This window comes from Achromobacter sp. MUI-25009338 (assembly GCF_057359325.1).
The window spans coordinates 5,485,196-5,502,491 of the sequence record NZ_CM170627.1; the positions used below are offsets into that span (position 1 = coordinate 5,485,196).

The 17,296-nt window shown below is 67.7% G+C and carries 18 protein-coding genes; 11 read left to right on the plus strand and 7 right to left on the minus strand.

Going from position 1 to position 17,296, the window contains the following annotated elements; translation table 11 throughout:
- Positions 1-152: 152 nt before the first annotated feature.
- Together rapZ and AC1IQ6_RS25930 are read left to right on the plus strand one after the other, a co-directional pair.
- Positions 153-1,025, plus strand: coding sequence for an RNase adapter RapZ (gene rapZ, locus AC1IQ6_RS25925; protein ID WP_102775380.1), 873 nt, complete (start codon positions 153-155; stop codon positions 1,023-1,025).
- Positions 1,022-1,978, plus strand: a complete 957-nt coding sequence (locus AC1IQ6_RS25930; protein ID WP_485865505.1) for a septal ring lytic transglycosylase RlpA family protein — start codon at positions 1,022-1,024, stop codon at positions 1,976-1,978. The genes rapZ and AC1IQ6_RS25930 overlap by 4 nt, the downstream gene beginning before the upstream one ends.
- Before the next feature lie 13 nt (positions 1,979-1,991).
- On the opposite strand, the gene AC1IQ6_RS25935 is transcribed toward AC1IQ6_RS25930, so the two are convergent.
- Both AC1IQ6_RS25935 and rsmI read right to left on the minus strand, forming a co-directional pair.
- A complete protein-coding gene (locus tag AC1IQ6_RS25935; RefSeq protein ID WP_102775221.1) occupies positions 1,992-2,573 on the minus strand; it encodes a methylated-DNA--[protein]-cysteine S-methyltransferase in 582 nt (193 codons plus the stop codon).
- Positions 2,574-2,576: 3 nt separating this feature from the next.
- Positions 2,577-3,512 (minus strand): 16S rRNA (cytidine(1402)-2'-O)-methyltransferase, encoded by a 936-nt coding sequence (gene rsmI / locus AC1IQ6_RS25940; RefSeq protein WP_209166956.1) that lies wholly within the window; start codon positions 3,510-3,512, stop codon positions 2,577-2,579.
- Positions 3,513-3,578: 66 nt separating this feature from the next.
- Here rsmI and AC1IQ6_RS25945 point away from each other — a divergent pair, with 66 nt between their 5' ends.
- From AC1IQ6_RS25945 to AC1IQ6_RS25960, 4 genes are all read left to right on the plus strand, one after another.
- On the plus strand, positions 3,579-4,058 hold the full coding sequence (locus AC1IQ6_RS25945; protein WP_111826863.1) for a YraN family protein: 480 nt from the start codon (positions 3,579-3,581) through the stop codon (positions 4,056-4,058).
- A gap of 78 nt (positions 4,059-4,136) precedes the next feature.
- Positions 4,137-4,730 (plus strand): phosphoheptose isomerase, encoded by a 594-nt coding sequence (locus tag AC1IQ6_RS25950; protein ID WP_165359025.1) that lies wholly within the window; start codon positions 4,137-4,139, stop codon positions 4,728-4,730.
- On the plus strand, positions 4,727-5,467 hold the full coding sequence (locus AC1IQ6_RS25955; protein ID WP_102775217.1) for a BON domain-containing protein: 741 nt from the start codon (positions 4,727-4,729) through the stop codon (positions 5,465-5,467). Before AC1IQ6_RS25950 ends, AC1IQ6_RS25955 begins: the two co-directional genes overlap by 4 nt.
- A complete protein-coding gene (locus AC1IQ6_RS25960; RefSeq protein ID WP_102775216.1) occupies positions 5,464-5,955 on the plus strand; it encodes a peroxiredoxin family protein in 492 nt (163 codons plus the stop codon). Before AC1IQ6_RS25955 ends, AC1IQ6_RS25960 begins: the two co-directional genes overlap by 4 nt.
- 23 nt (positions 5,956-5,978) lie before the next feature.
- Here AC1IQ6_RS25960 and AC1IQ6_RS25965 read toward each other — a convergent pair whose 3' ends face one another.
- The gene (locus tag AC1IQ6_RS25965) at positions 5,979-6,767 is read right to left on the minus strand and encodes a MetQ/NlpA family ABC transporter substrate-binding protein (RefSeq protein WP_102775215.1); all 789 of its coding nucleotides are present in this window, start codon (positions 6,765-6,767) and stop codon (positions 5,979-5,981) included.
- Positions 6,768-7,013: 246 nt separating this feature from the next.
- On the opposite strand from AC1IQ6_RS25965, the gene argB reads away from it, so the two are divergent.
- From argB to AC1IQ6_RS25990, 5 genes are all read left to right on the plus strand, one after another.
- Positions 7,014-7,916: an acetylglutamate kinase gene (gene argB, locus AC1IQ6_RS25970; RefSeq protein WP_102775214.1), complete on the plus strand. Its 903-nt coding sequence runs from the start codon at positions 7,014-7,016 to the stop codon at positions 7,914-7,916.
- Positions 7,917-8,083: 167 nt separating this feature from the next.
- Positions 8,084-8,827 (plus strand): pyrimidine 5'-nucleotidase, encoded by a 744-nt coding sequence (locus tag AC1IQ6_RS25975; RefSeq protein WP_485865506.1) that lies wholly within the window; start codon positions 8,084-8,086, stop codon positions 8,825-8,827.
- A gap of 54 nt (positions 8,828-8,881) precedes the next feature.
- Entirely contained in the window at positions 8,882-9,457 is a 576-nt protein-coding gene (slmA, locus tag AC1IQ6_RS25980; protein WP_102775212.1) for a nucleoid occlusion factor SlmA, read from the plus strand.
- Positions 9,458-9,661: 204 nt separating this feature from the next.
- A complete protein-coding gene (locus tag AC1IQ6_RS25985) occupies positions 9,662-11,155 on the plus strand; it encodes a DASS family sodium-coupled anion symporter (RefSeq protein WP_485865507.1) in 1,494 nt (497 codons plus the stop codon).
- Between the two features lie 12 nt (positions 11,156-11,167).
- Positions 11,168-12,229, plus strand: a complete 1,062-nt coding sequence (locus AC1IQ6_RS25990) for an Ldh family oxidoreductase (protein WP_485865508.1) — start codon at positions 11,168-11,170, stop codon at positions 12,227-12,229.
- A gap of 461 nt (positions 12,230-12,690) precedes the next feature.
- On the opposite strand, the gene rodA is transcribed toward AC1IQ6_RS25990, so the two are convergent.
- Genes rodA through mreC form a run of 4 tightly spaced genes read right to left on the minus strand, consistent with a single transcriptional unit; the run spans position 12,691 to position 17,214 of the window.
- Positions 12,691-13,827 (minus strand): rod shape-determining protein RodA, encoded by a 1,137-nt coding sequence (gene rodA / locus AC1IQ6_RS25995; protein ID WP_102775209.1) that lies wholly within the window; start codon positions 13,825-13,827, stop codon positions 12,691-12,693.
- On the minus strand, positions 13,824-15,764 hold the full coding sequence (gene mrdA / locus AC1IQ6_RS26000; protein ID WP_111826866.1) for a penicillin-binding protein 2: 1,941 nt from the start codon (positions 15,762-15,764) through the stop codon (positions 13,824-13,826). Before mrdA ends, rodA begins: the two co-directional genes overlap by 4 nt.
- Before the next feature lie 15 nt (positions 15,765-15,779).
- Positions 15,780-16,343 carry a rod shape-determining protein MreD gene (gene mreD, locus AC1IQ6_RS26005; RefSeq protein ID WP_168202279.1) on the minus strand — a complete coding sequence of 188 codons (564 nt, stop codon included), beginning with the start codon at positions 16,341-16,343 and terminating at the stop codon, positions 15,780-15,782.
- A complete protein-coding gene (gene mreC, locus AC1IQ6_RS26010) occupies positions 16,330-17,214 on the minus strand; it encodes a rod shape-determining protein MreC (protein WP_102775206.1) in 885 nt (294 codons plus the stop codon). The genes mreD and mreC overlap by 14 nt, the downstream gene beginning before the upstream one ends.
- Positions 17,215-17,296 lie beyond the last annotated feature (82 nt).

Sequence of the window (17,296 nt, forward strand, 5' to 3'; positions counted from 1 at the left end):
CGCGTATGTGAAATCTGTCGATGAAGTCTGTCTGATGCCGGCCAACTTTACGCCACCGGCGCAAAAAAGGTACAGATCAGATTTCGAGTTTACGGCCATATCAGATGCCGCCTTGCCGCATCGCCCTGGAAAAGCGTGCCACAATCATGTCCATGTTGAAAGTCGTCCTAGTCACCGGCATCTCAGGCTCCGGCAAGTCCGTCGCCCTGCGCATGCTCGAGGATGCCAGCTATACCTGCGTCGACAACCTGCCGGTGCGGTTCCTGACCGAGTTCATCGCCAACGCCCGCGACGAGGGCCTGGAGCGCGTGGCCGTCGCCATCGACGTGCGCTCGCCCGGCGAACTGGCCGAGCTGCCGGACGTGGTCACCGCGCTGCGCGCCATGGGCACCAGCCTGCGCGTGGTCTTCCTGGACGCCAGCACCGCCACGCTGGTGCAGCGCTATTCCGAATCCCGCCGCCGCCATCCGCTCACCGACCGCCTGCAGCGCGGCGGCACCGCGCCCTCGCTGACCGACTGCATCGCGCTGGAGCGCGAACTGCTGGCCCCGCTGCGCGAACAGGAACACGTCATCGACACCTCGGACCTGACGCCGGGGCAACTGCGGGTCTGGATCCGCGACCTGATCCACGCCGACCGCGCGCCGCTGGTGCTGACGTTCGAATCCTTCGCCTACAAGCGCGGCGTGCCGCGCGACGCCGACCTGGTGTTCGACGTGCGCTGCCTGCCCAATCCCTATTACGACCGCAACCTGCGCCCCCTGACCGGCCGCGACGAACCCGTGGCCGCGTGGCTGGCAGGCTTCGACCAGGTCGGGCAGATGATCGACGACATCGCCGGTTTCCTGAACCGCTGGCTGCCGCAATACACGCAGGACACCCGCAACTACCTCACCGTCGCCATCGGCTGCACCGGCGGCCAGCACCGTTCGGTCTATGTGGTCGAGCAGCTGGCGCTGCGCTTCGCCGACCACGACCCGCTGCTGGTGCGCCACCGCACCCAACTGCCCGACGAATCCGCATGACCCTGTCCCGACCGCTGCGCCTGATCCTGACGCTGTTGCTGGCCTTCGCCGTGGCCGCCTGTTCCTCCACCGGCGGACGCAAGAAGGGCGGCTACTACAAGGACGACGGGCCGGACGCGAATCCGCCCTCGAACCTGGACCAGATCCCCGACGCGGTGCCCAAAATCGAACCCTACGCCAGCGGCGCGAACCGGCCCTACGTGGTGTTCGGCCAGCGCTACGTGCCGGACACCAGCGGCCAGCCCTATAAAAAGCGCGGCATCGCCTCGTGGTACGGCAAGAAGTTCCACGGCAATTCCACGTCCATCGGCGAAACCTACGACATGTACGCCATGACCGCCGCCCACACCACGCTGCCGCTGCCCAGCTACGCGCGCGTGACCAGCATGGTCAACGGCAAGACCGTCGTGGTCCGCGTCAATGACCGCGGCCCGTTCCATAGCGACCGCATCATGGACCTGTCCTACGCCGCCGCGCACAAGCTGGGCATCGTCGGCCCCGGCAGCGGGCAGGTGGTCGTCGAGGCCATCCCGCCCGACGAGATCCGGCGCCTGGCTTCGCAGGGCGCGCCGGCCGCCGCCCCGGAACCCGAATCCGCCACCGGCTCGATGCCGGTGCCCTCGCCCATCGCCGCCGCCCCCGCGCCGCTCACGGCCCAGCCGCTGACGGCGCCCTCGCCCGGCTCCGCGCCGGTGCGCCAGGCGCCGGCCGCGGGCCTGGGCAATGTCTATCTGCAGGTGGGCGCGTTCAGCCAGCCGGCCAACGCCCAATCGCTGGTCAGCCGCATCAACACGCAGCTGGGCACGGCCGGCGCGCCGCCGGCCCTGATGGAACAGTCGAACAATCTCTATCGGGTCAAGATCGGGCCCTACCCCGACCGCCAGAGCGCGCTGGACGCCGTGCAGCTGGTGTCCGAGCGCATCGGCATCCTGCCCAGCATCGCCGCGCAATAACCCGGCCGCAGCGCTACCAGGGCAGTTCCGCCTGCCCGTCGCAGACGCGGCGCGCGCGCGCATTGCGGCTGCGGTACAGGTTGCCCTCGTGCGCCAGCAGCGCCTGCTTGCGCGGCAAGCCGCCGCCGAAGCCGGTCAGCGAGGTATCCGCCCCGATCACGCGGTGGCACGGAATGATGATGCTGACCGGGTTGCGCCCGACCGCCCCGCCCACCGCCTGCGCCCCCTTGGGCCGGCCGACCCGGCGCGCCAGTTCGCCGTAGCTGGCCAGCACGCCGAACTCCAGATCGCACAGGGCCTGCCAGACCTGGTGCTGGAAAGCCGTGCCCACGGGGTCCAGCGGCACCTCGAATCCGCGGCGGCGGCTGGCGAACCACTCGTCCAGTTCGCGGCGGGCCTGCTCCAGGATGGGATCGGAATGCGTCAACAGCCAGCCCTCGGCCGAAGGCAGCAGGTCCTGGTCGGTGAACCAGGCGCCGCGCAGGCCCTTGGCGCTGGCGACCAGGCGCATGTCGCCCAGCGGCGTGGGGATGTCGCGGTAGGTGAGCCGTTCGCCGGAATCGGCGGGCCTGGACACCACGGTCGGGTACGTCATGGCTTATTCCGATGATTTCTTGCGGGCCAGCGCCCGGTTGTACAGCACGTCGCGCGGCAGGCCCGAGACCTTGGCCGCGACGCGGGCGGCGTCGCGCAGCGACAGCGATTCCAGCAGGGCGTCGAGCAGCGCGTCGGTGCGCGGGTCGGCCTCGTCCTGCTCGGGCTGTGTTTCGTCGGCGTGCACGATCAGCACGAATTCGCCCTGCTCGCGATGGGCGTCGGCGGCCAGCCAGGCCGCGCCCGCTTCCAGCGCGAAGGTGGCGATTTCCTCGAAGCGCTTGGTCAGTTCGCGCGCCACGGTCAGGCGGCGCTGCGGCCCGCAGACTTCCAGCAGGTCGGCCAGCGTCGCCGCGAGGCGGTGCGGCGACTCGAACATCACCACCGGCGCCGGCAGGGCGCACCAGGTGCGCAGCCAGCGCTGGCGCGCCGCCGCCTTGGACGGCGCGAATCCCGCGAAGGCGTAGGCCGGGTTTTCGTCCGTGGTGACGCCGCTGCCCATGAGCGCGGCGATCACGGCGCTGGGCCCCGGCACCGGCACCACCTTGAAGCCGGCCTCGCGCACGGCGCGCACGATGCGCGCGCCCGGATCGCTGACCGCCGGCGCGCCGGCGTCGGACACCAGGGCCACGCGCTGGCCCTGCTGCAGCCGCTCGCATATGGCCTGGGCCGCCGCGGCCTCGTTGTGGCGGTGGGCCGCCATGAGCGGCGTGGCCACGCCCCAGGCGTCCAGCAGCGTGCGGCTGGCGCGCGTGTCCTCGGCGGCGATCACGTCGGCGCGCTGCAAGGCATGCCAGGCGCGCAGGCCCAGGTCGCCCAGATTGCCGATCGGCGTGGCCACGACGTACAGCGTCGCGGCCGGCCAATGCTGCTCGGTCACGCGCTCGGCGACGCGCGACCAGGCATCGCCGGCGGACGCGGGTGAGACATTTGAATTCATTGCTGCCTACTGACACGGAAAACCATGTCAGTGTAGCCGCAGCCGCCCATGCCCCCGGAGCCTCCCATGAACGACGAGACCTTGCGCCTGGCCTGCGAACTGGCCCTGGCCGCGCGCCGCCGCGCCGCCAAACGCCGCCGGCGCGCGCCAAGCACGCCGGCCCCGCGCCCTTGTCCGCAACGCTCGCCCACCCAGCGCAGCGGCGACCGCCACGAGGCCGCCGCCCTGCGCCTGCTGCTGGCCCGCGGCCTGACGCTGCTGGCGCGCAACCTGCGCACCCCTGCCGGCGAGATCGACCTGGCCATGCGCGATGGCGACACGCTGGTGTTCGTCGAAGTCCGCGCGCGCAGGGCCGGCCGCTACGGCGGCGCCGCGGCCAGCATCGGGGCCGAAAAACAGGCCCGGCTGGCACGCGCCGCCGCCCAGTGGCTGCCCGAACTGGCGCGCCGCCACTGGCACGGCCGGCTGCCGCCGGCCCGCTTCGACGCCGTGGTCTTCGAGGCCGGCCGCGCCGAATGGCTGCGCGCGGCCTTCGCGCTGGACTGAGTCCGGGCCGTAACGCCGCGCCCGCCACGGTTACGCCTGGACAGAACGGCGGTACGGCACCGTGAGATAATCGCGGCCATGGACATGACCTCTCGAATGACGTCGCACTTTCGCGACGCCATGGCTGCCTACGAACAAAGCATGAACGTGCTGGCCGAACCGCTGGCGATAGCGGTGGACGTGCTGTTCGGCGCCCTGGCGAACAACGGCAAGATTCTGGCTTGCGGCAATGGCGGCTCGGCCGCCGACGCGCAGCACTTCATCGCCGAACTGGTGGGCCGCTTCGAGCGCGAGCGCCTGCCCCTGGCCGGCATCGCGCTCAATACCGACACCTCCATCCTGACCGCGGTGGGCAACGACTACGGCTTCGACGAGGTGTTCGAGCGCCAGGTCAACGCCTTCGGCCAGGCCGGCGACGTGCTGGTGGCGATCTCCACCAGCGGCAACTCTCCCAATGTGGTGCGCGCCATGGAGGCCGCCAGCGCCCGTGAAATGCACGTGCTCGCCCTGACCGGCAAGGGCGGCGGCGTCATGGGGGAACTCATCACGCCCATGGACGTCCATCTATGTGTTCCCAGCGATCGCACGATGCGCATCCAGGAAGTCCATATTCTGCTGCTGCACGCGCTGTGCGACGGCATAGACGCTCTTCTGCTTGGAGACACCGAATGATTTCTGACGTCCGTACCGCTGCCCGTCCGCTGATGCTCGCCGCGGCGCTGTCCACCGCCGCCCTGTCGCTGACGGCCTGCGCGCCGCTGATCGTGGGCGGCGCCGCCGCCACCACGGCGGTCGTCGTGACCGACCGCCGGACCTCCGGCGTCCAGCTCGAGGACCAGAACATCGCCTTCAAGGCGCAAAGCCAGATCTCGCAGAAGCTGGGCGAAACCGCCCGCGTCAACGCCATGGCCTACGGCGGCCACCTGCTGCTGACCGGTGACGTGCCCTCCGAAGAGGCCAAGAGCCAGGCCACCGCCATCGCCCAGGGCGTGGAAAACGTCAAACAGGTCGTCAACCAGCTGACGGTCGGCCCCATCGCCTCGTTCAGCGTGCGCTCCAACGACACCTGGCTGACCTCCAAGGTCAAGACCGCCCTGCTCAACACCAAGTACGTGCCGTCGGGCACCATCGCCGTCACCACCGACCACAGCGTCGTCTACCTGATGGGCAAGCTGACCCAGACCGAAGGTGAGTACGCAGCCAATGCCGCCGCCGACGTCGGCGGCGTGGCCAAGGTGGTTAAACTGTTTGAAACGATCAGCCGCGAGGAAGCGATCCGGCTGTCGAACAGCGGTTCCTCGTCCAACCCCACCACGGAATCCAAAGCGCCCATCGAAAGCGGCTCCGGCGCGCCCAGCGGCAACGCGGGCGGCACGGGCGGCGGCGTTGAGGTCATGCCCATCAAATGAAAAAAGCCATCGTAGCGCTCGCCGTCCTGGTGGCGGTCGGCATCGGCGCCTGGTTCGTGCTGCGGCCCACCCAGACCGCGCCCGACGTCACCTTCACGACCCTGGAAGGCAAGACCTTCTCCATGCAGGACCTGCGCGGCAAGGTCGTGCTGGTCAAGTTCTGGGCCACCAGCTGCGTGACCTGCGTGAAGCAGATGCCCGAGACCATCGCGGCCTACAAGCAGTACGCAGACCAGGGCTATGAGGCGGTCGCCGTCGCCATGGACTACGATCCGCCCAACTTCGTGCTGAATTTCGCCGAGACGCGCAAGCTGCCGTTCCCGGTGGCGCTGGACACCAAGGGCGACATCGCCCGCGCCTTCGGCGACATCCGCCTCACGCCCACCGCCTTCCTGATCGACAAGAAGGGCAACATCATCAAGCGCTACCTGGGCGAATACGACGTCGCCGAATTCCACGCCACGGTGGAAAAGGCGCTGGCGGGCTGAGCCCGCCCGCCGCGGTGGCGGCCTCAGAAGGCCGGCACCACCGCGCCCTTGTACTTGTCCTGGATGAACGTCTTGACTTCAGGCGTGTGCAGGGCGTCGACCAGCTTCTTGATGCCCGGCGCGTTCTTGTTGTCCTCGCGGGTCACCAGGATATTGGCGTAGGGCGAATCGGAACCCTCGATGAACAGCGCGTCCTTGGTCGGCACCAGGCCGGCTTCCAGCGCGTAATTGGTGTTGATCAGCGCCAGGTCCACGTCATCCAGCGAGCGCGGCAGCATCGCCGCTTCCAGTTCGCGGAACTTCAGCTTCTTGGGATTTTCGACCACGTCGGCCGCGGTCGCGAGGATGTTGGCGGGGTCCTTCAGCTTGATCAGGCCCTGCTTTTGCAGCAGCACCAGCGCGCGCCCGCCGTTGGACGGGTCGTTCGGGATGGCGACGCTGGCGCCGTCCTTCAGTTCGGCCAGGCTCTTGACCTTCTTGGAGTAGCCGCCGAAAGGCTCGACGTGCACCAGGGCCACCGGCACCAGATTGGCCTTGCGGTCCTTGTTGAACGAGTCCAGGTAGGGCTTGTGCTGGAAGAAGTTGGCGTCGAGCTGCTTGTCGGCCAGCTGCAGATTGGGCTGCACGTAGTCGCTGAAGACCTTGATGTCGAGCTCCACGCCTTCCTTGGCGAGCCTGGGTTTCACGACTTCGAGGATCTCGGCGTGCGGCACCTGGGTTGCGCCCACCACCACTTTTTCGGCGTGGGCCGCGTTGGCCGCCACCAGGAAGGCCGAGGCCAGCAGGGCCGAGCGGACAAGATTCAAACGCATGTGTTGCCTCTTATGTAGGAATTAAAAATTGGGGACAATTTGTCCGGCCAACATAGCCCGTGGGCCTGAGCGCCACAATTTACCTGAATGGCGGTTATTTGTCGGGCATATGAACATGGGTTTAAAGCATAAGAAACCTGTGGGTACTACAATCCGTCGTATGCTTGCGCTACCGCGTTCCGAACGCGTTTTTGTGCAGGCATTTTTTCTAATCTTTCATATATTTATTTTGCCGACTTAGCTGCCATGACCGACACCCCCGACCCTGCTGCCGTTTCGTCTCCTGCCGTCAAAGCTGCCGTACTGTCCGAAGCGCTGCCGTACATCCGACGATTCCACGGCAAGACCATCGTGGTCAAGTACGGCGGCAACGCCATGACGGAAGAGCGATTGCAGCGCAGCTTCGCGCACGACGTCGTGCTGCTGAAGCTGGTGGGCCTGAACCCGGTGGTGGTCCACGGCGGCGGTCCGCAGATCGACGACGCGCTGCGCCGCATCGGCAAGCAGGGCACCTTCATCCAGGGCATGCGCGTCACCGACGCCGAGACCATGGAAGTCGTGGAATGGGTGCTGGGCGGCCAGGTCCAGCAGGACATCGTCATGATGATCAACGAGGTCGGCGGCAAGGCCGTGGGCCTGACCGGCAAGGACGGCGGCCTGATCCAGGCCCGCAAGAAGCTGATGGACAACAAGGACAACCCGTCCGAACCCATCGACATCGGCTTCGTCGGCGACATCACCACGGTCGAGCCGGCCGTGGTCAAGGCCCTGCAGGACGACCAGTTCATCCCCGTCATCTCGCCCATCGGCTATGGCGAGGACGGCACGGCCTACAACATCAATGCCGACGTCGTCGCCGGCAAGATGGCCGAGGTGCTGGGCGCCGAAAAGCTGCTGATGCTGACCAACACCCCGGGCGTGCTGGACAAGGGCGGCAAGCTGCTGCGCAGCCTGTCGGCCCAGACCATCGACGAACTGTTCGCCGACGGCACGATTTCCGGTGGCATGCTGCCCAAGATCTCGTCGGCGCTGGACGCCGCCAAGAACGGCGTGAATTCCGTGCACATCGTCGACGGCCGCGTGCCGCACTGCCTGCTGCTGGAGATCCTGACGGATCAGGGCGTGGGCACGATGATCAGCTCGCATTGAGTTTCCCCCCCCCCGAAGCGCCGGGGGGCGCTTCCCCCCCAGGGGGGCGCCGCTGCGGACCGGCGGAGCCGGATCCGCGCGGCCTGGATCGTGGAGGAGTTGCCTGATTCGGGGCACTTGCGTTTTTGACGCCGGATTCGGGGCGCTGTCGTTTTTCGGAGGGTTTGATGCGGGTTCATCGTCAGTTGCTGCGGCCGGGGGTGCGGGTGCGCCGGTCGCGGCGCACGGGCGCGGATGCGTCCGAGCGGCTGTGGCTGTTCGATCTGGACAATACGCTGCACGATACTTCGCACGCGATTTTTCCGAAGATCGACCATGGCATGACCATGGCGGTGGCCGAGGCGCTGAGCGTGGACGTCGATACCGCCAACCGGGTGCGGTCGCTGTACTGGAAACGCTATGGCGCCACCATGATCGGCATGGTGCGGCACCACGGCGTGAACGCGCACGAGTTCCTGCACCGCAGCCATGACTTCGACGTCAATCCGCTGGTGCGGGCGGAAAAGGCGCTGGCGTACAAGCTGCGCCGGCTGCCGGGGCGCAAGGTGCTGCTGACCAACGCGCCGCTGCGCTACGCCCGCGCGGTGCTGGCGCGGCTGGGCATCCTGCGCCAGTTCGACAGCCTGTGGGCCATCGAGCACATGCGGCTGCACGGCGAGTTCCGGCCCAAGCCCTCGCCCGCCCTGCTGCGCTACGTGCTGGCGCGCGAAGGCGTGCCGGCGCGCCGCGCGGTGCTGGTGGAGGACACCCTGGCCAACCTGCGCGGCGCACGCAGCGCCGGCCTGCGCACCGTCCATGTGTATCACCCGGGCACGCCGTTCTCCCGCGGCCGCTCGCAGCGTCCGGCCTACGTGGACTTGCGGGTAAACTGCGTCAGTGATTTGCTGTTACGCCGACGCCCCCTGCGGTAGCGGCGCGCTCCTCCCTCCCCTCCACCGTCAGCCTGCGCGAGAGCAGACACTTCCATGGCGAGCAAACCCGGCGAGCGCAAGACCCAGATTCTGCAGACCCTGGCCGAGATGCTGGAGCAGCCGCACGCCTCCCGCATCACCACGGCCGCCCTGGCCGCGCGCCTGGAAGTCTCGGAGGCCGCGCTGTACCGGCACTTCGCCAGCAAGGCCCAGATGTTCGAAGGGCTGATCGAATTCATCGAGACCAGCATCTTCACGCTGGTCAACCAGATCGCCGCGGCCGAGCCGCAGGGCCTGGCCCAGGCGCACCAGACGGTCGCCATGCTGCTGACCTTCTCCGAGCGCAACAAGGGCATGACGCGGGTGCTTACGGGCGACGCCCTGGTGACCGAAGACAACCGCCTGCAGGAACGCATCAACCACATCAACGACCGCATCGAGGCTTCGCTCAAGCAGTCGCTGCGCATCGCGGTCAGCGACGGCGGCCTGCCGCCGCAGGCCAATGTGTCGGCGCACGCCAGCCTGCTGACGCACCTGGTGCTGGGCCGCTGGCTGCGCTATGCGCAGAGCGGCTGGCGTGTTGCGCCCACGCTGCACCTGGACGAACAGTTGCGCCTGGCGCTGGGGTAGACGCCTTGCCGCCGGCGGGGGCCGATGAGCATAATGCGCGAGGCAAGTTTTCCACAAGCGTGATTCGTAGTTCGATTGATCTCCATCAATACGGGTTTTCCTTAATGCCGTCACGATCATTCTGTAGCATCGACATGCCGAATTGAACAGGGCCCGAGCTCGCGGGGCGGCATGTCGTCAGTTTGACCTCAACCGGAGATGGATATGACCGCGCAAGCCGCCGCGCCTGCCACACAGGCGCCAAAGAAAACCAAAATCCCCATCGGATTGATCGCCGGCATCATCGCGCTGATAGGCGTGCTGATGCTGCCTCTGCCGGCCGACCTGCCGGTCGCGGGCCACCGGATGCTCGCCATCCTCGCGTTCGCCGTCGTGGTCTGGATCACCGAAGCCGTTTCCTACGAAGCCAGCGCGATCATGATCACCACGCTGATGGCTTTCCTGCTGGGAACGGCTCCGACGATCAAGGACCCCCAGGTGATGTACGGCACCTCGGCCGCGATCAGCATGGCGCTCAACGGCTTTTCCAACTCGGCGCTCGCGCTGGTCACGGGCGCGCTGTTCATCGCCGCGGCGATGACCTTCACCGGGCTGGACCGCCGCATCGCGCTGGTGACCCTGTCCCGGGTCGGCACCAGCACGCGCCGCATCCTGATCGGCTGCATCGCCGTGACCATCGTGCTCAGCCTGGTCGTGCCCAGCGCCACCGCGCGCAGCGCGGCCGTGGTGCCCATCATGATGGGCGTGATCGCGGCCTTCGGCGTGGACAAGCGCTCCAACATCGCCGCCGGCATCATGATCATCGTGGCCCAGGCCACCAGCATCTGGAACGTCGGCATCCAGACCGCCGCCGCGCAGAACCTGCTGACCGTCGGCTTCATGGAAAAAATGCTGGGCCAGCGCGTGGCCTGGTCGGACTGGCTGATCGCCGGCGCCCCCTGGTCGCTGATCATGTCGGCCGTGCTCATCATCATCGTGCTCAAGCTGCTGCCGCCGGAAAGCGACAGCATCGCGGGAGGCAAGGAAGCCGTCGAGAAATCGCTGCTCGAACTCGGCCCCATGACCGGCGCGCAAAAACGCCTGATGGCCGTGTCCATCCTGCTGCTGCTGTTCTGGTCGACCGAAGGCAAGCTGCACCGCTTCGACACCACCTCCACCACCTACTTCGGCCTGGTGCTGCTGCTGCTGCCGCGCTTCGGCGTGATGACCTGGAAAGACGTGCAATCGCGCATCCCATGGGGCACCGTGATCGTGTTCGGCGTCGGCATCAGCCTGGGCACCGCCCTGCTGACCACCCAGGCCGGCCAATGGCTGGGCAACCAGGTCGTGGCCCACACCGGCCTGGACCACCTGGGACCGCTGGCCATCTTCGCCATCCTGTCGGCCTTCCTGATCATCATCCACCTGGGCTTCGCCAGCGCCACCGCGCTGACCTCGGCGATGCTGCCCATCCTGATTTCGGTGCTGGCCACGCTGCCGGGCGACTTCAGCCGCCTGGGCATGACCATGCTGCTGGGCTTCATGGTGAGCTACGGCTTCATCCTGCCCATCAACGCGCCGCAGAACATGGTGTGCCTGGGCACGGAAACCTTCAACGCCAAGCAGTTCGCCAAGGTCGGCATCCTGGTCACCATCATCGGCTACGCGCTGATGATGCTGATGGGCGCGACCTACTGGCGCTGGCTGGGCTGGCTGTAAGGAGCGCGCATCATGAAAAAGCTCTCCATCGCCCAAGCCTATGAATACGGCCGCCGCGTGCTGATGGCGCAAGGCGTGCCCGAGGACATCGCCCGCGACGTGGCCGAACACCTGGTCGAATCCGACCGCGTGGGCTACGCCAGCCACGGCCTGTCCATCCTGACGAACTACCGCCGCGTGCTGTCCGAGGGCCTGGCCCGCCCCGACGGCCGCCCCGAACTGGTCAACGACCGCGGCGCCATGCTGGCCTACGACGGCCACAACGGCCTGGGCCAGTACGTCGGCAAAGTGGTCATCGAAAAAGCCATCGAGCGCACCCAGGAGCACGGCCAGTGCATCCTGACCCTGCGCCACAGCCACCACCTGGGCCGCATGGGCCACTTCGGTGAAATGGTGGCGGCCAAGGGCCTGATCCTGCTGGCCTTCACCAACGTGATCAACCGCGCCCCCACCGTGGCCCCCTTCGGCGGCGCGCAGGCCTGCCTGACCACCAATCCGCTGTGCTTCGCCGGCCCCCTGCCCGGAGGCCGCCCGCCCTTCATCGTGGACATGGCCACCAGCTCCATCGCCGTCAACAAGGCCCGCGTGCTGGCCGCCAAGGGCGAACCCGCCCCCGAAGGCGCGCTGATCGACGCCCAGGGCAACCCCACCACCGACCCCGGCGCACTCTTCACCGACCCGCCCGGCGCCCTGCTGCCCTTCGGCGGCCACAAGGGCTACGCCCTGGGCCTGGTGGCCGAACTGCTGGCCGGCGTCCTGTCCGGCGGCGGCACGATCCAGCCGGAACACCCCCGCAACGGCGTGGCCACGAACAACATGTTCGCGCTCCTGCTGGACCCGCAGGTGGACTTCAACACCGACTGGCGCTCCCTGGAAGTCGGCGCCTTCATCGACTACCTGCACGCCTGCAAGCCCCAACCCGGCGTCGAATCGGTGCAATATCCCGGCGAATACGAAGCCCGCAACCGCGCCATCAACGCGGACACCGTGGAATTCGACACCCGCATCTGGGAAGGCCTGACCAAACTGGCCGTGGACCTGGGCGTCCCCGAGGCACTGCCGCAAGAAGGCTGAGCAACGCCCCAGTCCCAGATCAGACCGTCAATTCAACCCCACCGCCGGATGGGTGGCGCTTGCGCCACCCATCACCACTCCCCCCCAAGCCCTTTTGGGGGGACCCCAAGCACCCTCCCCAGCGCATTCGCGCAAGCGCACCCGCCGCAAACGCCCAAAATGCGTATGCCACTTTAGGCCGCCCGGGCGGCCTAAAGTGGCGGGCACACCAAGACTCGACACTGAACCCTGCTCTAGCAGCGCGACAAGCCAAGACGACGGCAGCCCGTTGGCGTGGGCGGCGTGACTGCGAGCAACCTCGATGCGCCCGAGGGAATCTGAAGGAACCGCCGAAGGCGGTGACGAAGATGACGAAGGGGAAGTCCGAAGCGAACGCTTCGGACCGCAATCGCGGGCGCGAGCAGCCACGCCGCCCACGCCAACGGGCGACCTACGAAGAGGCCCCAAAGGTCAAAAAAACCTTAAGTCTTAGCCGACCGATGCCGACTGATACTCATCATGATGCCGAACGCAATCCCCATGGTGAACAAAGCCGTCCCCCCATAGCTCATGAACGGCAACGGCACTCCCACCACAGGCAGAATCCCCGTCACCATCCCCACGTTCACGAATACGTAGATGAACAGCATCATCGTCAACGCCCCCGCCAGCAGCCGCCCGAACTGAGACGACGCCCGCGCCGCGATCGTCAACCCGCGCGCCATCATCAAGCCGTACAGCACCAGCAGCGCAATCCCCCCGTACAGCCCGAACTCCTCCGCGTACACCGCGAAAATGAAGTCCGTCGTCCGTTCCGGGATGAAATCCAGATGCGTCTGCGTGCCCTTCATGTAGCCCTTGCCGTACACCCCGCCCGAGCCCACCGCGATCATCGACTGGATCGTGTGGAACCCCTTGCCCAGCGGATCGGAACTGGGATTGAGCAGCGTGCAGACTCGGTGCTTCTGGTAGTCGTGCAGCACCACCCAGTCCACGTCCGGCTCGCACAGCTGGTCCTCGTAATAGACCAGCGTGCCGATGGCCAGGATGCCGGCCAGCATCACCGGCACCAGCAGCTTGAACGACAGGCCCGCGAAATAGATCACGAAAAAGCCCGCGCCGAACACCAGCAGCGCCGTGCCCAGGTCGGGCTGCAGCACGATCAGGCCGAACGGCGCGGCCAGCATCGCCGCCGCGGCCAGGAAGTCGCGGATACGCACCGCGCCCTCATGGCGCTGGAAATACCAGGCCAGCATCATCGGCACCGCGATCTTCATCATTTCCGACGGCTGGATGCGGGTCACGCCCAGGTTCAGCCAGCGGGTCGCCCCCTTGCTGGTCTCGCCGAAAAACTCCACCCCCAATAGCAGCACCACCCCCACCACATAAAACGGCAGGGCCAGCTTCATCAGCCACTTCGGCGGAATCAGGGCCATGGTCCACATCGCGAAAAACGCGATGACGAAATTGCGCGACTGCTCGGCGAAGCGCCAGTCGGTGCCGCCCACCGCCGAATGCATGACGGTCAGGCCCAGCGCCGCGAACATCAGCAGGATCGCCAGCAGCGGCCAGTCGAAGGCGGTGAACACCCGAAGCAGAATGAGACCCAGGCGTTTCATCGTTGGCGCACCACGTCGGAGGCTATGGCTTCGACCGAAGCCAGGGGATCGGCGGGCTGCGGCTGCGGCCGCGGCTGCGCGACCTGGTCCTGGCGCTCCTTGGCCAGCCAGTAATCGAACACTTTGCGCGCGACCGGCGCGGCCACGCTGGCGCCCCAGCCGGCGTTCTCCACGATCAGCGCCACCGCGATGCGGGGGTGCTCCAGCGGCGCGAAGCCCATGAACAGGGCGTGGTCGCGCAGGCGCTCGTCGATCGCGCTGGCGCGGTAATGGCCGCCGCGCAGGCTGAACACCTGCGCGGTGCCGGTCTTGCCTGCCGCCTGGTAAGGCGTGTTGGCGAAGGCGCGCCGCGCCGTGCCCACGCGCACCACGTCGGCCATCGCGTTCTTGATGACGTCGACGTTGGCCTGCTTCAGGGGAATCCGGTAGTCGGGCGTCGATTCGGTCGGCTTGGCCACGCCGCTGCGCGGATCGCGCACCGCGTGCACCAGGTGCGGACGGCGGTACAGGCCGTTGTTGGCCAGCGTGGAGGTGCCCTGCGCCAGCTGCAGCAGCGTGAAGGCGTTGTAGCCCTGGCCGACCGCCACCGAAATCGTCTCGCCCGCGTACCAGCGCTGGCGCTCCTTGTCCTTGTAGGCCGAGCGCTTCCAGTCGGTCGAGGGCAGCACGCCGCGCTTCTCGCCTTCCAGGTCGATGCCGGTGATCTGGCCGAAACCGAACTGCTTGGTGAAATCGTGCAGCGCGTTCACCCCGATCTCGGGGCCCAGCGAATAGAAGTAGGTGTCGGACGACACCACGATGGCGCGGTGCATGTCGGTCATGCCGTAGGCCGCGCCGCCGGCGTTGCGGAACTTCTGGCCGCCGAACTCGAAGTAGCCCGGATCGGAGATGCGGTCGGTGGCCCGGCGCTTGCCCAGCTCCAGCGCCGCCAGGCCGACGAAGGGCTTGTAGGTCGAGCCGATGGGATAGGTGCCGTACAGCGGCCGGTTGATCAGCGGGTGGTCCGGCGATTCGTTCAGCATGCGCCAGTTGTCCACGTCGATGCCGTCGACGAACAGATTGGGATCGAAGGACGGCTGCGACACGAAGGCCAGCACCTCGCCGGTGTCGGGATCGAGCGCGACCAGCGCGCCGCGCTGCCCTTCGAACGCCTGTTCGGCCACTTTCTGCAGGCCCAGGTCGATCGACAGCATGATGTCGGAGCCGGGCACCGGGTCGATGCGGCGCAGCGTGCGCATGGGACGCCCGCCGGCGGTCACCTCGACCTCTTCCAGCCCGGTCTTGCCGTGCAGCTGTTCTTCCCAGGTCTTCTCGATGCCCTTTTTGCCGATGACGTCGGTGCCGCGGTAATTGCCCATCTGGCCGGTGCGGTCCAGCTCTTCGATGTCGCCCTCGGCGATGCGGCCGATATAGCCCACCACATGGGCCGCCGACACGCCTTGCGGATACTCGCGCACCCAGCGCGCGCGCAGTTCCACGCCCGGGAACTGGAAGGAATGCGCGGCGAACCAGGCGGCCTCGGTGTCGTTGAGATTGTTGCGCAGCTGCAGGCTGGCGTAGCGGCTGGACTCGGCGGCGCGGCGCTTGAAGCGCCGCTGGTCGGCCGGGCTGATGTACACGACCTCGGTCAGCCGCTCGAACAGCTCGTTCAGGTTGCCGGCCTGCGCCGGCACCACTTCCAGCGTATAGGTGCGGTAATTGCGCGCCAGCACTTCGCCGTTGCGGTCCAGGATTTCACCGCGGCGCGGCGGAATCGGCACGACCGCGATGCGGTTGCGGTCGGCGCGCTCGGACAGGCCCTCGTAGCGGTCCACCTGCAGATACCAGAAGCGCCCGACCAGCACCCCGAAACACGCCAGCGCGAACAGCCCGCCGACCCAGGCGCGCAGGCGGAACCGCTGCTTCTGCTGCTGGCCGGTTTTCTTGAATTCGAACATGACGCGGCGCCGCCCTCAGGCGGAGGACGATTCGGCGTCGTCGGCGCCGCGCTGCGGCAGGTGCAGAACCCAGCCCGCCAGGGGCCACAGGGCCGCGGTCAGCAGCACGCTGACGCCCCAGTCCCAGCCCGGCCATTTGCCGGCCAGCCAGGCGTGGATGATCTGCGTCAGCAGGCGCGCCAGGAAGAACACCGGCAGCATGTGCATCGCCTGGCTCCACAGGTCGAAGCGCTGCAGCCGGCGGTGCAGCACCACCGCGCCGTAGGCCACCAGCGTGTAGGACAGCGCGTGCTCGCCCAGCAGGCCGGCGTCGTGCACGTCCATCAGCAGGCCGAAGAAGAAGGCGGTGAACAGGCCCACCCGGCGCGGCTCGTGCACGCACCAGAAGGCGATGATCAGCAGCAGCACGTCGGGCGCGCCCTGCCACAGCCGCCACGGCAGCAGCGACACCAGCCACACCAGCAGCACCGTGCCCCAGACGAACAGGCCGTGCGCCGGACCGGACAGGCGGTCGGGCTCGACGTTGCTGGGCGTGCCCAGGCGGCGGGGCCGGGCCGCGGATTGATTAGTCCGATCCACCGGAATCGACCTCCTGACGGTTGGATTCGGCGCGGGCCACGTCCACCTGCAGCACCAGGAAGTGGCGATAGCGTTCGGGATGGGCCAGCGGTTCGCCCACGGCGCGCGCGAAGCCCGAGGCCGTATCGCGCTCGACCGAGGTCACCTTGGCCACCGGCAGGCCGGCCGGAAACAGGCCGCCCACGCCGCTGGTGACTATGGTATCGCCTTCCTTGATGTCGGCATTGGCCGCCAGGTAGCGGACCTCGATCTTGCCCGGCGAGTTGCCGCCGAAGGCGATCAGCCGCAGGCCGTTGCGCAGCAGCTGCACGGGAATGGAGACCTGCTCGTCGGTGACCAGCGCGGCCTCGGCCGTCATCGGCGTGACGCGCACGATCTGGCCGACCACGCCGCCTTCGTCGATCACCGGCATGCCCGGCGCCAGGCCGGCCTTGCTGCCCTTGTTGAAGACCAGGCGCTGGGTGAAGGCGTTGGTGGGTTCGTACATGACCTCGACCACCACGGCGGCCTGCGCCACGGTATCGGTCACGCCCAGCAGGCGGCGCAGCTGCGCGTTCTCGGCGGCCAGCTGGGCCGCGTGCGTGGCCACCTGGGCCAGTTCGATGCGCTGGCGCTGCAGGGCTTCGTTTTCACTGCGGATGAGATTGGCCGCGTTGACCCATTCGTTGACCTGTTCGACCAGGTCGCGCGGCGCCATGACGGCGCGCTGGAAGGGATACAGCGCCACGGACACCGCCCGGCGCGCCGGTTCCAGCATGCGCCACTGCGAATCCATGACGATCAGGGCCAGGGCAAGCAAGACCAGGACGACCAGCCGCACCTCCGCAGGAGGGCCGCGCCTGAATAGGGGGGGAGTCCCTTGTCGTTGCATGAATTTCAGCCCGGACGCCCGCGCCCATCGCTGCGGCAGCGGCCGGAGCCGCGAACCTGCGGGGCTCCGGGCTGGCGCGCGG

What these genes read in the sequence shown, in the direction of transcription:
- rapZ (WP_102775380.1), top strand. Translation starts at nt 153, where the DNA reads ATGTTGAAAGTCGTCCTAGTCACCGGCATCTCAGGCTCCGGCAAGTCC.
- mreC (WP_102775206.1), bottom strand. Translation starts at nt 17,214, where the DNA reads ATGCAACGACAAGGGACTCCCCCCCTATTCAGGCGCGGCCCTCCTGCG.
- rsmI (WP_209166956.1), bottom strand. Translation starts at nt 3,512, where the DNA reads ATGAATTCAAATGTCTCACCCGCGTCCGCCGGCGATGCCTGGTCGCGC.
- rodA (WP_102775209.1), bottom strand. Translation starts at nt 13,827, where the DNA reads ATGAAACGCCTGGGTCTCATTCTGCTTCGGGTGTTCACCGCCTTCGAC.
- AC1IQ6_RS25990 (WP_485865508.1), top strand. Translation starts at nt 11,168, where the DNA reads ATGAAAAAGCTCTCCATCGCCCAAGCCTATGAATACGGCCGCCGCGTG.
- AC1IQ6_RS25930 (WP_485865505.1), top strand. Translation starts at nt 1,022, where the DNA reads ATGACCCTGTCCCGACCGCTGCGCCTGATCCTGACGCTGTTGCTGGCC.
- AC1IQ6_RS25985 (WP_485865507.1), top strand. Translation starts at nt 9,662, where the DNA reads ATGACCGCGCAAGCCGCCGCGCCTGCCACACAGGCGCCAAAGAAAACC.
- slmA (WP_102775212.1), top strand. Translation starts at nt 8,882, where the DNA reads ATGGCGAGCAAACCCGGCGAGCGCAAGACCCAGATTCTGCAGACCCTG.
- argB (WP_102775214.1), top strand. Translation starts at nt 7,014, where the DNA reads ATGACCGACACCCCCGACCCTGCTGCCGTTTCGTCTCCTGCCGTCAAA.
- AC1IQ6_RS25945 (WP_111826863.1), top strand. Translation starts at nt 3,579, where the DNA reads ATGAACGACGAGACCTTGCGCCTGGCCTGCGAACTGGCCCTGGCCGCG.
- AC1IQ6_RS25955 (WP_102775217.1), top strand. Translation starts at nt 4,727, where the DNA reads ATGATTTCTGACGTCCGTACCGCTGCCCGTCCGCTGATGCTCGCCGCG.
- AC1IQ6_RS25975 (WP_485865506.1), top strand. Translation starts at nt 8,084, where the DNA reads ATGCGGGTTCATCGTCAGTTGCTGCGGCCGGGGGTGCGGGTGCGCCGG.
- AC1IQ6_RS25960 (WP_102775216.1), top strand. Translation starts at nt 5,464, where the DNA reads ATGAAAAAAGCCATCGTAGCGCTCGCCGTCCTGGTGGCGGTCGGCATC.
- AC1IQ6_RS25965 (WP_102775215.1), bottom strand. Translation starts at nt 6,767, where the DNA reads ATGCGTTTGAATCTTGTCCGCTCGGCCCTGCTGGCCTCGGCCTTCCTG.
- mrdA (WP_111826866.1), bottom strand. Translation starts at nt 15,764, where the DNA reads ATGTTCGAATTCAAGAAAACCGGCCAGCAGCAGAAGCAGCGGTTCCGC.
- AC1IQ6_RS25935 (WP_102775221.1), bottom strand. Translation starts at nt 2,573, where the DNA reads ATGACGTACCCGACCGTGGTGTCCAGGCCCGCCGATTCCGGCGAACGG.
- AC1IQ6_RS25950 (WP_165359025.1), top strand. Translation starts at nt 4,137, where the DNA reads ATGGACATGACCTCTCGAATGACGTCGCACTTTCGCGACGCCATGGCT.